The organism is Solirubrobacter deserti (genome assembly GCF_027587175.1).
GTDB lineage: Bacteria > Actinomycetota > Thermoleophilia > Solirubrobacterales > Solirubrobacteraceae > Solirubrobacter > Solirubrobacter deserti.
The window spans coordinates 69,897-83,888 of record NZ_JAPCID010000018.1; the positions used below are offsets into that span (position 1 = coordinate 69,897).

General features: G+C 70.7%; 17 protein-coding genes, 1 tRNA gene and 1 other RNA gene. 10 read left to right on the plus strand and 9 right to left on the minus strand.

What is annotated here, in order from left to right:
• Positions 1 to 93 precede the first annotated feature (93 nt).
• Entirely contained in the window at positions 94 to 405 is a 312-nt protein-coding gene (locus tag OJ962_RS14505; RefSeq protein ID WP_270006421.1) for a helix-turn-helix domain-containing protein, read from the plus strand.
• Here the strand turns inward: OJ962_RS14505 and OJ962_RS14510 are convergent.
• The 3 genes from OJ962_RS14510 to OJ962_RS14520 all read right to left on the minus strand — a co-directional run bounded on the left by OJ962_RS14510 (position 380) and on the right by OJ962_RS14520 (position 2,331).
• Positions 380 to 718 carry a helix-turn-helix domain-containing protein gene (locus OJ962_RS14510; RefSeq protein ID WP_202957416.1) on the minus strand — a complete coding sequence of 113 codons (339 nt, stop codon included), beginning with the start codon at positions 716 to 718 and terminating at the stop codon, positions 380 to 382. The genes OJ962_RS14505 and OJ962_RS14510 overlap by 26 nt on opposite strands.
• A gap of 83 nt (positions 719 to 801) precedes the next feature.
• Positions 802 to 1,866, minus strand: coding sequence for a tyrosine-type recombinase/integrase (locus tag OJ962_RS14515; RefSeq protein ID WP_270006422.1), 1,065 nt, complete (start codon positions 1,864 to 1,866; stop codon positions 802 to 804).
• Positions 1,867 to 2,246: 380 nt separating this feature from the next.
• A tRNA-Leu gene (locus OJ962_RS14520) sits at positions 2,247 to 2,331 on the minus strand.
• 108 nt (positions 2,332 to 2,439) lie between these two features.
• Between OJ962_RS14520 and lexA the strand changes: the two genes are divergently transcribed.
• The 3 genes from lexA to OJ962_RS14535 are packed head-to-tail and all read left to right on the plus strand — an operon-like array spanning position 2,440 to position 4,055.
• Positions 2,440 to 3,087 carry a transcriptional repressor LexA gene (gene lexA / locus OJ962_RS14525; protein WP_202957414.1) on the plus strand — a complete coding sequence of 216 codons (648 nt, stop codon included), beginning with the start codon at positions 2,440 to 2,442 and terminating at the stop codon, positions 3,085 to 3,087.
• The gene (locus OJ962_RS14530) at positions 3,087 to 3,668 is read left to right on the plus strand and encodes a hypothetical protein (RefSeq protein WP_202957413.1); all 582 of its coding nucleotides are present in this window, start codon (positions 3,087 to 3,089) and stop codon (positions 3,666 to 3,668) included. The genes lexA and OJ962_RS14530 overlap by 1 nt, the downstream gene beginning before the upstream one ends.
• Positions 3,669 to 3,677: 9 nt before the next feature.
• Positions 3,678 to 4,055 carry a nuclear transport factor 2 family protein gene (locus tag OJ962_RS14535; RefSeq protein ID WP_202957412.1) on the plus strand — a complete coding sequence of 126 codons (378 nt, stop codon included), beginning with the start codon at positions 3,678 to 3,680 and terminating at the stop codon, positions 4,053 to 4,055.
• Positions 4,056 to 4,058: 3 nt separating this feature from the next.
• On the opposite strand, the gene OJ962_RS14540 is transcribed toward OJ962_RS14535, so the two are convergent.
• Together OJ962_RS14540 and OJ962_RS14545 are read right to left on the minus strand one after the other, a co-directional pair.
• On the minus strand, positions 4,059 to 4,907 hold the full coding sequence (locus OJ962_RS14540; RefSeq protein WP_202957411.1) for a 3-hydroxybutyryl-CoA dehydrogenase: 849 nt from the start codon (positions 4,905 to 4,907) through the stop codon (positions 4,059 to 4,061).
• A gap of 39 nt (positions 4,908 to 4,946) precedes the next feature.
• The gene (locus OJ962_RS14545; protein ID WP_270006423.1) at positions 4,947 to 5,168 is read right to left on the minus strand and encodes a hypothetical protein; all 222 of its coding nucleotides are present in this window, start codon (positions 5,166 to 5,168) and stop codon (positions 4,947 to 4,949) included.
• Positions 5,169 to 5,223: 55 nt separating this feature from the next.
• On the opposite strand from OJ962_RS14545, the gene rnpB reads away from it, so the two are divergent.
• The 4 genes from rnpB to OJ962_RS14565 all read left to right on the plus strand — a co-directional run bounded on the left by rnpB (position 5,224) and on the right by OJ962_RS14565 (position 8,965).
• Positions 5,224 to 5,552: RNase P RNA component class A (rnpB, locus tag OJ962_RS14550), an RNA gene on the plus strand.
• 97 nt (positions 5,553 to 5,649) lie between these two features.
• Positions 5,650 to 6,822 carry a phosphatidylinositol-specific phospholipase C1-like protein gene (locus OJ962_RS14555; protein ID WP_202957409.1) on the plus strand — a complete coding sequence of 391 codons (1,173 nt, stop codon included), beginning with the start codon at positions 5,650 to 5,652 and terminating at the stop codon, positions 6,820 to 6,822.
• A gap of 81 nt (positions 6,823 to 6,903) precedes the next feature.
• Positions 6,904 to 8,190, plus strand: a complete 1,287-nt coding sequence (locus OJ962_RS14560; protein WP_270006424.1) for a Y-family DNA polymerase — start codon at positions 6,904 to 6,906, stop codon at positions 8,188 to 8,190.
• Between the two features lie 601 nt (positions 8,191 to 8,791).
• Complete coding sequence (locus OJ962_RS14565; RefSeq protein WP_270006425.1) at positions 8,792 to 8,965, plus strand: hypothetical protein; 174 nt, start codon at positions 8,792 to 8,794, stop codon at positions 8,963 to 8,965.
• A gap of 165 nt (positions 8,966 to 9,130) precedes the next feature.
• Here the strand turns inward: OJ962_RS14565 and OJ962_RS14570 are convergent, their stop codons facing one another.
• Together OJ962_RS14570 and OJ962_RS14575 are read right to left on the minus strand one after the other, a co-directional pair.
• A complete protein-coding gene (locus OJ962_RS14570; protein ID WP_202957665.1) occupies positions 9,131 to 9,925 on the minus strand; it encodes an ABC transporter permease in 795 nt (264 codons plus the stop codon).
• The gene (locus OJ962_RS14575) at positions 9,925 to 10,896 is read right to left on the minus strand and encodes an ATP-binding cassette domain-containing protein (protein WP_270006427.1); all 972 of its coding nucleotides are present in this window, start codon (positions 10,894 to 10,896) and stop codon (positions 9,925 to 9,927) included. Before OJ962_RS14575 ends, OJ962_RS14570 begins: the two co-directional genes overlap by 1 nt.
• A gap of 65 nt (positions 10,897 to 10,961) precedes the next feature.
• On the opposite strand from OJ962_RS14575, the gene OJ962_RS14580 reads away from it, so the two are divergent.
• Positions 10,962 to 11,711 (plus strand): TetR/AcrR family transcriptional regulator, encoded by a 750-nt coding sequence (locus OJ962_RS14580; protein WP_202957405.1) that lies wholly within the window; start codon positions 10,962 to 10,964, stop codon positions 11,709 to 11,711.
• On the opposite strand, the gene OJ962_RS14585 is transcribed toward OJ962_RS14580, so the two are convergent.
• Complete coding sequence (locus OJ962_RS14585; RefSeq protein ID WP_202957404.1) at positions 11,666 to 12,199, minus strand: GNAT family N-acetyltransferase; 534 nt, start codon at positions 12,197 to 12,199, stop codon at positions 11,666 to 11,668. The genes OJ962_RS14580 and OJ962_RS14585 overlap by 46 nt on opposite strands.
• A gap of 34 nt (positions 12,200 to 12,233) precedes the next feature.
• Between OJ962_RS14585 and OJ962_RS14590 the strand changes: the two genes are divergently transcribed.
• Positions 12,234 to 13,445 (plus strand): MFS transporter, encoded by a 1,212-nt coding sequence (locus tag OJ962_RS14590; protein WP_202957403.1) that lies wholly within the window; start codon positions 12,234 to 12,236, stop codon positions 13,443 to 13,445.
• On the opposite strand, the gene OJ962_RS14595 is transcribed toward OJ962_RS14590, so the two are convergent.
• A complete protein-coding gene (locus OJ962_RS14595) occupies positions 13,430 to 13,966 on the minus strand; it encodes a dihydrofolate reductase family protein (protein WP_202957402.1) in 537 nt (178 codons plus the stop codon). The genes OJ962_RS14590 and OJ962_RS14595 overlap by 16 nt on opposite strands.
• Between the last annotated feature and the right edge of the window lie 26 nt (positions 13,967 to 13,992).

The window sequence follows — 13,992 nt, forward strand, 5'->3', positions numbered from 1 at the left end:
GAGCTGGAAGCTCTCGCCCGAAGCCGGTAGCCGGAAGATGAGAGCCGTCCCTCGGCGCAGAAAGATTGCCCGGAGGCGGCCCGACACGGCTTGATGGACATGACGGCCAATCTGGACACTGATCTGCTCAAGCCGACCGAGGTCGCTGCGCGCCTGCGCGTCTCGCGCTCCTGGGTCTACGAGGCGGCGAAGGAAGGACGCATTCCGAGCGTGCGGCTCGGTGGTCCTGACGGGCCGCTGCGCTTCCTCGCCCACGACGTCGACGCGTGGCTCGACCGCGCACGCAGCGCTTGGGTACCGGGCGAAACGACGACGGCCGCGACGCGTCGAGCGGCGCGGCCCGTGTCGCTGGTGCCGGCTCAGCTGTCGATCGACACGATCATCGACGGCCAGGGCGCTCCGTAGTCGAGCCGAGCAAAGTCTCGCGTCCGCCGTCGGGGAATCGAGCGATCACCTCGAGCTCGCCGCCGAGCGCCGCGACGTAACGCTGCAGCGTCGACACGCGCACGTCGTCCTCGCGCTCGATCCGCGACACGTTCGGCCGGCTCGTGCCGAGGTGCTCAGCAACGTGCTCCTGCGTCACGCCTCGCCGCTCGCGCAACTCGTGCAGCGCGATCTCCAACTCGACCACGCGCTTGATCGTCTCGACGCGCTCGCGACGAGGCGGGCGCCGACGCCGGACGTCGTCGGCGCTCGTCAGCTTGGGTCGTTCGGTCACGGCGAGTCCTCCCGCAGCGCGTCGAGCAAGTCGTCCGCGTCGTAGGGCATCAGCGTAATGATTGCATTACCGAAACGCAATCATTACGCCGCACGGCGATCGCCGCCCGCGGCGATCAGCGCCTCAGTGCGCGCCGCCGCCTCGCGCATGAACGAGGTCTCCAGGTGGCCGTAGTGCTCCTCGGTCGTCGTGATCGACCGGTGCCCGAGCTGGCGCTGCACGAAGATCAGCGGGTGGCCGGTCGCGAGCCACGCCGTCGCCGCGGTGTGCCGCAGCGAGTGCAGCGGCATGTCCCGCAGGCCGGCGTCCTGCAGTGCCCACTCATGCCAGTCGTGCGCGGTCTTGCGGCTCGGTGGCACCGGCTCCGTGCGGACTGAGTAGCGGCCGCGGCGTGGGGGAGGGCATAGGAAGATCCAGTCGCCGTCATCCAAACCCGAGGTCGTGCGCTCCTCACGGACGCCGCGCAACGTCGCGGCCAGTTGCGGCCCGACCTGCACCGAACGGAATCGCTTGCCTTTCGTCGGCGCGGTGCCGTCGCCGTCTCGCGCGCGCTGGCGCGAGATGCGGACGACGCCGGCCTCCAGGTCGACGTCTTGCCAACGCACGCCGAGCGCCTCCGAGATCCGCGCGCCCGTCCCGACCAGGAACTCGGCCAGCGGGCGGTAGAAGTCTGCGCACGCGTCGAGGTAGCGATCGATCTCGCCCATCCGCAGGTAGTCGATCTCCGTCCGCTCGACCGGCAGCTCCGGCACCCACCGGCACGGGTTCTGCGGGATGTACCGGCGGCGCACCGCCTCGCCCATCGTCATCGACAGACACGTCCGCGCGTTGTTGACCGTCTTGGCGCTCAGCTCGCCGTCAGCCACGAGCTCGGCCATCTGCGCGAGCCAGTCGCGGATGCGGTCCTCGTCGACGGCGGCGAGCTTCAGCGCCCCGAACCACGGCAACAGCCGCTTGCGCCCGTGCGTCGTGTAGTCCTGCAGCGTGCCGGCCGTGACATACGGACGCTTGGCCTCGAGCACCTTCGCCCAGAACTCGCCGAACGTGTCCCGCGTCGCGCGCACGTCGCCGCGGCGGACGTCCTCGACCGCCTTCGCCCGGGCGGCCAGCGCTGCGGATCGGCTGGTGAATCCGCGTCGCGACGTCATGCGGCCATCGGAGAGCCGGAAGACGAACCGCCATCGTGGGCCGTCCGCGGTCTCGTACCCGTAGACGCCAGCGCCGTCGGCAATCGGTGCCTCCGCGGCGGGTGCGGTGCGCGCTGGCGACACCCTCGCATCGAGCGCCCTCGCCGCATCCTCGGATACGAACCGCCGCGCCCGTTGCCGTCCTGCCTCACGCCAGCGAACGACCCAACGCTCGCGGGTCCGGTCGTAGTGCACGCTCATGGCGCCTCCTGCTCGAAGGGGAACGTGGAGAACGAAAGGTGTTCTCCGGTTGCCATAGGCGTTGCCGCGAAATGTTCTCCCCCACCGGGACGAACGGCTCCAGAACGTCGAAAGGCCCGCCGGAGCGGGCCTTTCACACATGCGCCGAAGAGGACTCGAACCTCCACCCGGTTATCCCGGACCAGGCCCTCAACCTGGCGCGTCTACCAATTCCGCCATCGGCGCGAGAGCGGCGGCGAAGTATAGCCAGCGACGGGGCAAGGTTGAGTCCGTCCGCCGAGCCGGGTACCTTGTGCGAACACACGTTCGGGAACTCGAGGAGACGCACAGCGTATGGACATCGGTAAGGACCTGACGAAGCGCCAGCAGGAGATCTTCGACTTCATCAAGCGCTATTCAGCGAGCCACGGCTATCCGCCCACAGTGCGGGACATCGGCAAGGCCGTGGGCCTGGCGTCGTCCTCGACGGTGCACGCGCACCTCGCGAACCTCGAGAAGGTCGGCCTGCTGCGGCGGGACCCGTCGAAGCCGCGCGCGATCGAGCTGCTGGACAAGGCGGCGTCGACCGCCGCGTCCGCCATGGACGCCGTCAAATCGGCCGTGTCCCCGAGCGGGCTGCCGCTCGTCGGGCACGTGGCCGCCGGTCAGCCGCTGCTGGCCGAGGAGAACATCGAGGAGTACGTCCACATCCCGGAGATCGCGGGCGGAGAGGACGGCGAGTACCTCCTGCGCGTGCGCGGGGACTCGATGATCAAGGCGGGCATCCTCCCGGACGACGTAGTGGTCGTCCGCAAGCAGGATACCGCCGCGGACGGCGAGATCGTCGTCGCGCTCGTGGGCGAGGAAGCGACCGTCAAGCGCTTCTTCCGCGAGGACGACCACATTCGCCTGCAACCGGAGAACGACGCGCTGGAGCCCATCCGGTCGCGTGAGGTCAACGTCCTCGGCCGGGTGGTCGGGGTGATGCGGAGGGTCGCATAATGAGTGCGCTGATGGCCGATCACCGCGACTTCGCGGATGAAGAGCGCCAGGCGTCCCTGTTCGACGTGCTCGCGCAGCCGTCGGCACGGCCGAGCGGCGAAGAGCCCGAGGGCGGCCGCGTCGTCGAGTTCCCGCGCCGCCGTGAGGTCCCGGCGTCCGCCGAGCCGGGGGCGGACGCGTCGGCGCTGACCCCGTCGCCCGCCACTGAAGCTCTCGGCGAGCGTGCGTTGGTGCCCGCTGCCGCGCCGTCGCCGGCCGAGACGCTCGCGCCTCCCACGGGTCTCCTCGAGCCCGCTCCGACGGTGGCGCCCGAGGACGAGTGGCTCACGGAGATCGCGCCGGACGTCGACGAGGCGGAACGCTCGATGCTCGCTCCGGACGTTCCCGGCGCACCGCGCACGCAGAGGGCCGCGGGCGCGCCCTTGGCCGGACCGACGCTCGACGACGTGGTGTCGCGCGTATGGGAGGGTCTGGTCATGGCGCTGCCCGCGGCGTGCCCGGTCTGCGATGGCGAGGTGCTGCCGGCACCGCCCGGCGTCAACGGCGGCAGCTGCACCTCTTGCGGGACGACGATCGACTAGCCTCGTCGCATGAGTGCAGCCGACCGCCAGGAACTCGCTGGACTCGAGGAGGAGTGGATGTCCGCGATGCAGTCGCGGGACATGGATCGCCTTGAGGCACTGGTCGCGGACGGCTTCCGCTTCACCGCGGTTCACCTCAATGACGAGCCGATGTCACGCGAGCAGTGGATGGACGCCGCCCGCGACGGCTACATGATCACCTCGTTCGCGTTCGAGCGCATGGAGATCGACGTGTTCGGCGACACCGCCGTCATCCACTCGCGCTTCAGTCAGGTCGCGAGCTGGGAGCAGAACAACCTCTCGAACGTGTTCCGCCTGACGGACGTCTGGTCCCGCGGGACGAACGGGTGGCAGGTCGTCGCCCGCCACTCGTCGACCCTGGGCTGAGCGCTACTTCGAGTAGTCGTAGAAGCCGCGCCCGGTCTTGCGACCGAGCAGGCCCGCCTCGACCATCCGGTTCAGCAGCGCCGGCGAGACCGAAGCCGGATCGCGGAACTCGTCGTGCAGCGACTCGGCGACCGCCAGCAACGTGTCCAAGCCGATCAGATCGGAGAGCCGCAGCGGACCCATCGGGTGCGCGCAGCCCAGCACCATGCCCTGGTCGATGTCCTCCTTGGACGCGAACCCCGACTCATACATGCGGATCGCGCTCAGCAGGTACGGGATCAGCAGCGCGTTCACGACGAAGCCCGCCCGGTCCTGGGAGTCGATGCACTGCTTGCCCAACGTGCCCTCGGCGAACGCGCGCACGCTCTCGACCGTCTCGGGCTCGGTCATGATCGACGTCACGAGCTCCACCAGCGGCAGCACGGGCACCGGGTTGAAGAAGTGCATGCCCAACACCCGGCCGGGGCGCTTGGTCTCCGCGCCGAGCTTCATGATCGGCACCGAGGACGTGTTGGAGGCGAGGAACTGCGCGTCGGGCAGCAGCTCGTCGAGCCGCCGGAACACGTCGCGCTTGAGCGCCTCGTTCTCGACGACGGCCTCGATCGCCGCGTCCGCGCCCTCGAGGTCCTCGAACACCGAGGTCACCACCAGGTGGTCGAGCGCCGCGGCCTTGTCCTCCTCGCTCGCCTTGCCCGAGCGCACGGCCCGGTCCAAGGAGCGCTCGATCGCCGCACGGGCACGCTCGACGCCCGCCTCGTCCGCCTCGACCACAGTCACGTCAACGCCCGAACGCGCGCAGACCTCCGCGATCCCCGCGCCCATCTGGCCACCACCGATCACACCGACTCGCATGCCGGAGCAACCTAGCGGCTCGCGGGCCGCGGGCGCGCGTTACGCGGCTTTGGCCGGCGGCACCGGGATGACGCAGACACAGTTCGGCAGGCGGCTCGAGCCCGGGAGCATCATCCGTCCGGCCCCACGCTCGGCGGCTGCCTTGCGCGCGACATCGGCGGCGTCCTTCCGGTCATCCAGCTGCTGCGCCACCGGGGTCTCCGTCCCCTGCGCGTCGATGTAGACGACGTCGTACATGGTCACGTCCATGATCTTCGGCACCCCGGATGGATCCAGGACCCAAGATCACCATAGCTTCACAACCAGCTACTTTGACCGGGCGGTTCGAGCAGCCGCGGGGGCCTTGCGCCTTCGAGGAAAGTCCGGACATCACAGGGCAAGGTGGTCGGTAACGCCGACCCGGGGAAACCCGCGGGAAAGTGCCACAGAAAACACACCGCCTACGGCCGCTCGCGAGAGTGGCCCGGCAAGGTTGAAAAGGTGCGGTAAGAGCGCACCGGCGTCGCGGTGACGCGGCGGCCAGGTAAACCCCACCTGATGCAAGACCAAGCAGGGCCGATTGCAGGCTGCCCGCCGAGGTCCAGGTCGGTCGCACAGATGGATGGCTGCTCTCGACAGAATCCGGCTTACAGAACCGCTACGGGTGGGGCTCCGGGAAACCGGAGCCCCATCTATTTCACATACCGCCGCCGCCCCGGCGCTTGACTCCCGGGCGCCAATCGAACTCGGGAGGTTCGCCATGATGCGGCATCGCCGCCGTCCGTTCATCGCCGCCGCGGCCGCGCTCGCGTGCGTCGCCGCCGCCGTGCCGTCCGTCGCGCAGGCCACGCGCCACGGCGGCGGGCTCGCGCTGAACGAGGTCCAGGTCATCGGCACCCACAACAGCTACAAGCGCGAGATCACGCCCGCCGAGCAGGCCAAGTACGACGAGCTGATCCAGACGCCCGGCGACTACGCCAAGTACCTCGCCTACTCGCACCCGTCGATCACCAACCAGCTCGCGCGCCAGGACGTGCGCGGCCTCGAGCTCGACCTCTGGCCCGACCCGCAGGGCGGCCTGTACGCGCACCCGTTCGTGCGCAAGGCGCTCGGCCAGGGCCCGCTGCCCAACGCCGAGTGGACCAAGCCGGGCACGAAGCTCATCCACATCGCCGACCTCGACTACAACACGTCCGCCGGCTGCATCCGCTTCGTCAGCTGCCTGCAGCAGATCCGCGCCTGGTCGGACGCGAATCCGCGCCACCTTCCGCTGCTGATCATGCTCGAGTTCAAGCAGAGCGACGCCCGCGTCGTCGCCGGCGGCGGCGTGAAGGCCCCGCCGTGGGACATCACGGCGCTGGAGACCGTCGAGAGCGAGATCCGCTCCGTCTTCAGCGACCGCGACATGATCACCGCCGACGACATCCGCCGCCGCGGCATGACGCTCGAGCAGTCCGTGCTCCGTCGCGGCTGGCCGTCGCTGGACGAGGCCCGCGGCAAGGTCCTGTTCCTGATGGACAACGACCCGGGCCCGATCCGCGACGCCTACACCGCCAACCGCCCCAACCTCGAGGGCCGCGCGATCTTCACCAACTCGCGCCCCGGCTTCAGCGACATGGCCTTCATCAAGCGCAACGAGCCCCGCAACGCCGGTCTGGCGGAGATCCAGGACCTCGTCCGCCGCGGCTACCTCGTCCGCACCCGCTCGGACGTGCCGCTCACGACCATCCTGTCCGGCGACACCACCCAGCTCGACGCCGCCCTCCGCAGCGGCGCCCAGCTCATCTCGACCGACTTCCAGGACGTCGGCATGTCCGCCCGCTATGACAGCGACTTCGTGGCGGAGGTCCCGGGCGGCGGTACCTGGCGCTGCAACCCGATCCTCGTCCCCCGCGGGTGCCGACCGAGCGTGCTGGAACCGTCGCGCGACTGGTAATCGGCGACGGCGGATTGTCGTCGCCTCGGTGACAGGTGCGGCGTTTCCCGCCGCCCCGCATGCGAACATACGTTCTGCTCGATGATCGTATGTGCCCTCTTCCCCCGTTTCGAGCTCGCGGTCGCCGCCGGCGGCCGCGAGGCGCTCGCCGCCGCGCCGCTCGCCCCCGCGCCCGAGATCGGCCGCGAGCAACTGGTGGGTGAGACGTCCGCCGCCGCCGAAGCCCACGGCGTCCGCGCCGGCCTGCGCCTCGGCGAGGCCCTGGCACGCTGTCCGACGCTCCAGCTCGTCACGCCCGACCCTGCCGGTGTCGCCGACGCCTGGGAGACCATCGTCGACGCCCTCGAAGGCATCGGCGCCGCGGTCGAGACCGACCGCCCCGGCATGGCCTGGTTCGACGAACGTGGGCTTCGCCGCCTCCACGGCGGAAGCGTCGAAGGCGTGATCACGGTCACCCGCCGGGCACTGGCCAAATGCCTCCGCGAACCTCGATTCGCCGTCGCGTCGGACCCGCCCGGTGCGTCCGCGCCGCACGCGGGTTCCGCCTCAAGTGGCCTGTCGGCCGGCGCTGGCGCGCGCATCGGCGTCGCGCCGTCTCGCTTCGCCGCGCTGTCCGCCGCGCACCGTGCGCGGGCCCGCCGGCCCGAGGTCGCGCCGGAGAAGCCGGCGAGCCTGGCCGCCTACCTCGCGCCGTTGCCGGTCTCGCTGTTGACCTCCCGGCCCGAGGTCGCGGCTCTGCCCGAAGCGCTGGAGCGCTTCGGGATCGCGACCCTCGGCGAGCTGGCCAAGCTGCCCCGCGCCGCGCTGGCCGACCGCTTCGGCGAGCCCGGCCTGCTCGCGCGCGACCTCGCCCTCGGCCGCGACACTCCCTTGCGGCCCCGCGTCCCTGCCGAGCGCCTGCAAGAGGTGCTCGAGCTGCCGGAGTCGGCGCTCGGCCCTCAGCTCGAACGTGCCCTCGGCATGCTCATCGACCGCGTGCTCGCCCGGCCCGAGCGCCGCGGCCGGACGGTCCGCGCCGTCGTGCTCTCCGCCGCGCTCGTCGGCGGCGGCACCTGGCGCACCCAGCTCACCTTCCGCGAGTCCCTCGCCGATCCCCGCCGGATGCGCCTCGCGCTCGTCGGCCGCCTCACCGAACTCCCCGCACCCGCCGACTCACTGCGCCTGCGCGTGGAGGCCTTCGGCCCGCCGTCCGGGGATCAGCGCTCCCTGCTGGCCGAGCCGGCCGCCATCCGCCGCGCCCGCCTGCGCGAAGCCGTCCGCCAGACCCGCGCCGCCGCCGGCCCGGACGCCGCCCTGCGCATCCTCGCTGTGGACCCCGACTCGCGCGTGCCAGAACGTCGCCTCGCGCTCGCGCCGTGGGAGCCATGAGCCCCACGCCCTTGCCGCCTTTCGTCGATCTCGTCTCGCACGTGTCTCAGCCTCGCCGGGCGCTCAGGCCTTGGGTGCCCACGCCTGCGCGGACCATCGTCGCTCTCGTCTCGCGCGTGCCCCCGCGTCGCCGGGCGCTCAGGCCTTGGGTGTCCACGCCTGCGCGAACCATTGTCGCTCTCGTCTCGCGCGTGCCCACGCGTCGCCGGGCGCTTGCGCCTTGGGTGTCCACGCCTGCGCAGCCCATTGTCGCTCTCGACTCGCGCGTGGCCCGGCATTGCCGGGTGCTCGTGCCGTGTGAGCCATGAGCGCCGAACGCGGCCATCCGCCCAGCCGTCCTCAGCCTGGCCCTCCGCCTGCCCAGGGCGGGCCACGTCGGCTGCCCACCACCGTGCCACCGGGTGCGGTCGAGCGGGACGAGTCCCGTGGCCTGCGTCGCGCACCGGCCGGCCCGCCCGGTTCGCGTCCGCCGGCGCCCCGACGCGGTGGCGCGAACGGCGGTGCGGCGAGCGTCGGTATCGAGCCGATCGCCAGCCGCGGCCCGCGCCGCCTTGCAAAGCCCAAGCCGGTCCGGGTCCAGGCCGACAATGCCGGTCGCCCTTTGACGATCGGCCGCCGTGAGGTGGATGCCGTGCGGGAGTCCTGGCTCGTCGAGGACCGCTGGTGGACGGACACGCCACTGCGCCGGCGCTACTGGGAGGTCGTCACCGGCGACGGTCGCGACCTCGTCGTGTTCCGCGACCTCGAAGAGGGCCTCTGGTACTCGCAGCGATAGGCCACCCCTGCGGCGCGTGCCGGGGCGCCGCTCCCGCCCGGTGGCGTCGGCGGGGTGCGGTCGCAAAGTTGCCTGGGAGGACACTCTCCGACCGCACCTGTCCGCGGGCGGTGCGTGCGGTCGGAAAGCTCGCTCAGCGCACGCTTCCGACCTCACCCCGAACGCCTAGCGCGAGAGGCGCTGGTAGCGACGCACCGACAGCGGGAGGAAGATCGCGGTGATCACGAGCGGCCACACAGCCGCCATCAGCACCGCGTTGGAGGCGATCCAGGAACTGCCCGTCTCCGCGCCGACGTTGCCGAAGAGCTCGCGGGCGGCGCCCACGGTGGAGGAGAGCGGGTTCCACTCGGCCAGGAAGCCGAGCCAGTCCGGCATCAGCTCCGGGGCGACGAAGGCGCTGGTGACCATGGTGAACGGGAACAGCAGACCCCAGATCGCGCCCGCGGCTTCCGGGCTGCCGACGATCAGGCCGAGGTAGATCCCGATCCACAGGCAGGCGAAGCGCAACAGCAACAACAGCAGCACGGCGAACAGCGCGTTGAGCAGGCCGTCGTGCCAGCTCCAGCCGACCACCAGGCCGCACGCGATGGTGATCAGCAGGCCAAGGAACGAGTTCACCATGTCGGCCGAGCAGCGGCCGGCGACGATCGCCGAAGGCGCCATCGGCAGCGAGCGGAAGCGGTCCATCACGCCGCGTTCGATGTCGGTGGCGACGACGGTCATGGTGTTGCCGATGCCGAACGCCATGGTCATGGCGAAGATGCCGGGCATCAGGAAGTCGCGGTAGTCGCCGCCGCCGGGGACGACCATGCCGCTCCCGAAGACGTAGCCGAACAGCAGCACGAACATGATCGGGAACACCAGCTCGCCGACCACGCGGACCGGGTTGATGACCCACGTGATGAGGTCGCGCCGGGTGATTGTCCACGTGTCGTACACGCCCCACTGCAGGCGCGCGATCACGCCGCCACCTCCTCGGCCGACGTCTCGGACTCGGCCGGCCGGCCCGTCAGCTGCAGGAACACCTCGTCGAGCGTCGGCCGGCGCAACGCGACGTCCTCGGCGGTCACGCCGACGTCCTCGAGTCCGCGCAGCACCGCGCCCAGCGCGGCGACCGGCTCGACGGCCGGCGCGGTGACCCGGCGGACGGCCGTGTCCACGGACGGCGTGCACCCGCAGGCGAAGCCGACCGCCGAGGCCGCCACGGACAGGTCCGACTCCGCTGCGACGACGACATCGATCTGAGAGCCGCCGACCCGGGCCTTCAGCTCCGCCGGCGTGCCCGACGCGATCACGCGGCCGCGATCGATCACCGAGATCGAATCCGCGAGTTGGTCCGCCTCGTCCAGGTAGTGCGTGGTCAGCAGCACCGTCGTGCCCTCCGCGACTAGCGACCGCACCACGTCCCAGACCTCGTTGCGGTTGCGCGGGTCCTGCCCCGTCGTCGGCTCGTCGAGGAACAGCACGCGCGGCGCACGGATGAAGCTCGCCGCGAGATCGAGCCGCCGCCGCATCCCGCCGGAGTACTTCTTCGCCGGCCGCGTGGCCGCCTCGCTCAGCCCGAACCGCTCGAGCAGCTCGTCGGCACGCCGCCGCGCCGCCGCCGGCGACAAGTGGTGCAAGCGCCCGAACATCTCGAGGTTGCGGCGGCCGCTGAGCGCCTCGTCGACCGCATCGTGCTGGCTGGTGAGGCCGATCTTGGCGCGGACCGCGCGCGGGTCGCTCGTGACATCGCACCCCGCCACGGTCGCTCGCCCGGAGTCCATCCGCAGCAGGGTCGCCAGCACGCGCACCGCCGTCGTCTTGCCGGCGCCGTTCGGCCCGAGCAGCCCGCACACCGTTCCCTCCGGCACGGCGAGATCCAAACCGTCGAGTGCCACAGTGTCCCCGTAGCGCTTGCGTAAGTCCTCTGCGACGATCGCCAACCCCATATCCGACTCCTCCGAGTACGCTGTACGCATAAGCGAGTACAGCGTACGCACTTTGTCAAGTCTGCATGCCTGAATCCACCGGCGGAAGCGACTTCCGCATCAGCCTCAAGCTCCTCTGGGGCACGAAGGAACGCGCGCCGCGCGGCCCGAAACCGACCCTCACGGTCGATCGGGTCGTCGAGACCGCCATCGCGCTGGCCGACGCCGAGGGCATCGAGCAGGTGAGCATGCGCCGGGTCGCCGAGCGCCTGGGCGTCGGTGCCATGTCGCTCTACCGCTACGTCCCGTCCAAGGCCGAGCTACTGGACCTGATGCTCGACCGCATCCACGCCGAGCACGCTGACGCGACGCCGCCCGCCGACACCGAACCGTGGCGCGCACGGCTCACCTGGCACGCTCATCAAAGCCGCGCACTCATCCAGCGACACCCGTGGATGCTGCAGGTCCGGATGGGGCAGCGCCCGCCGCTCGGGCCGAACATCATGGCCGTGTTCAACGCGATCCTGGGTGCCGCGAAGGACATCGGGCTCGAGCCGCACGAGACGCTGGCGGTGACCGAGCTCATCGACAACTACGTCCGCGGCTCGACGCGCGCCGCCGTCGAGGCCGTGCAGGTGACGGAGGAGAGCGGTGTCTCCGACGAGGAGTGGTGGGGAGAGCGGAACGCGTTCTGGGAGGAGTACTTCGAGGTCGAGCGCTTCCCGCACATCACGTTGATGTGGGAGCAGGGCGCATACGAGGAGCCCGTGGACCAGTTCGAGTTCGGCCTTCAGCGCGTGCTCGACGGCATCGAGGCGATGCTCGCCGGCCGCTGACCGCGGAACACCGCGTGCGGGCGCCCGAACGCGAGGCGCTCGCCCGCCCGCCGCATCCCGAGCTTCTCCAGCACGTGCAGCGAGCCCGTGTTCGCCGGCTCGGCGAGCGCCACGACCTCCTCCACCCGCAGCTCCTCGAACGCGACACGCAACCACGTGCCCGCCGCCTCCGTCGCGTACCCACGGCCCCACCACGCCTTGCCGAGCGTGTAGCCGAGCTCGACCTCGCCGTTCGGCGTCCGGTACAGGCCCGCGTCGCCGATCAACGCTCCGGACGCGCTTTCGATCACGGCCCAGAACGAGTAGCCGTGTTGGAGCTGGTGGTCGGTGTAGTCGTCGATCAGACGCTGCGTGTAGCTGATGTCCGCCATCGGCCCGGTCGCCACGTAGCGCATGACCTCCGGATCCGAGTAGACCGGATGCACGAGCTCCACGTCCTCGGGCACGAACGGGCGCAGGAGCAGGCGGGGCGTCACGAGCTGATCCACGCCTCGGTTCTACCTCACTCGTACGCTGCGTGCGGTGGGGGTTCTCAAGCTGCGCGAATTCCGCCTGCTGTTCGGCGCCCAGGCAGTCTCCGTCCTGGGTGACCGGATGGTCGCGATCGCGCTCGCGTTCGCCGTGATCGAACTCGGTGGATCGGCTTCCGAGATCGGCATCGTGCTCGCCGTCCGCACCCTGCCAATGGTCCTCACGCTCTTGATCGGCGGCGTCCTGGCCGACCGCATGTCGCGGCGCGCGGTCATGGTCGGCGCCGACCTCGCCCGGCTGCTCAGCCAAGGAGCGATCGCTGCGCTGCTCATCGCCGGCACCGCCGAGGTCTGGATGATCGCCGTGTTGTCCGGGTTGACGGGCGCGGCCACGGGCTTCTTCAACCCCGCCTCCACGGGCCTGCTGCCGGTCATCGTCCCGGCTGACCGTCTGCAGGAGGCCAACGGTGTGCGCGCGACCGCGCTCAGCGCCGGTGAGATCGTCGGACCGGCGATCGCGGGCGTGCTGATCGCGGCCGTCGGCGCCGGCTGGGCGATGGCGATCGACGCGCTTACGTTCGCCGTCAGCGCGCTCTTCCTGCTCGGCCTGCGCCTTCCTGACCAGGTGCCCCGCGCGGCCTCGTCGTTCGTGGCCGATCTCAAAGCAGGGTGGAGCCTGTTCCGCTCGCTGACATGGGTGTGGACGTTCGTGCTCGCGGCCGCGATCGGGAACCTCGTGTGGGGAGCGTGGTCGACGCTCGGACCCATCGTCGCCGAGGAGGATCTCGGCGGCGCGGCGGCCTGGGGCACCGTGCTCGGCGCGATCGGCGTCGGGGCGTTGATCGGCGCGCTCGTCGCGGTGCGCGTGCGGCCGCGAGGCCCGCTTGTCGTCGCCGGCGGCTCGTTCGTCCTGATGGCGTTTCCGCTTGCGTTCCTCGCCGCCGGCGCCCCCGTCGCGCTGCTCGCCGCGGCAGCGCTGCTCGGCGGCGTGTCGATGGTGCTCGGCAACGCCATCTGGGAGTCCACGCTCATGCGCCATGTGCCGGGCGAGGCGCTGTCGCGCGTCAGCGCCTACGACTGGTTCGGGTCGATCGCCTTTCAGCCGGTCGGCATGATCATCTGGGGGCCGATCGCGGCGCTGATCGGAATCTCCCCGGCACTCTGGGTCGCGTCCGCCGTCGTGCTCGTGACGACCGTCGCCCTGCTCGCCGTGCCCGCGATCCGCCATCTGCGCGACGAGCCGGCGGTTCAGCCCGGCGTGTAGGTCATCGCCACCGTTCCGCTCGAGAACCGCCGCATGTCGACGAGGTTGAGCTTCAGCGGCGCGTCGAACAGCGACCGGCCCGAGCCGAGCGCCGTCGGATGTACGTGCAGGCGGTACTCGTCGATCAGTCTGCTCCGAGTGAGCGACTGAACGAAACGCACGCCGCCGTGTACGACGATCGGGCCTCCGTCCTGGAGTTTCAGGCGTTCGATCTCCTCCGCGAGGTCGCCGCGGTGGATCCGCGTCTCGGGCCAGTTCGCCTCTTCGAGCGACCGCGAGAAGACGACCTTCGGGGTGTCGTTCATGGGCTTCGCGAACGGCGAGGTCGACGTCGGCCAGTACGGCGCCATGTCCTCGTACGACTGCCGGCCCATGATGTGCAGTCCCGCGGCGGCCAAGAACGCGACGCAGTCCGCAGTGAGCTTGTCGTCGTAGAAGTCGAGCGGCCAGGAGGAGCCGCCTTCCGAGTCGGCGACGTGGCCGTCGAGCGACATCTCCATCTTCAAGAGCAGTTTCCGCATGCAGGGAAAGACCGGTGTCGAGGGCG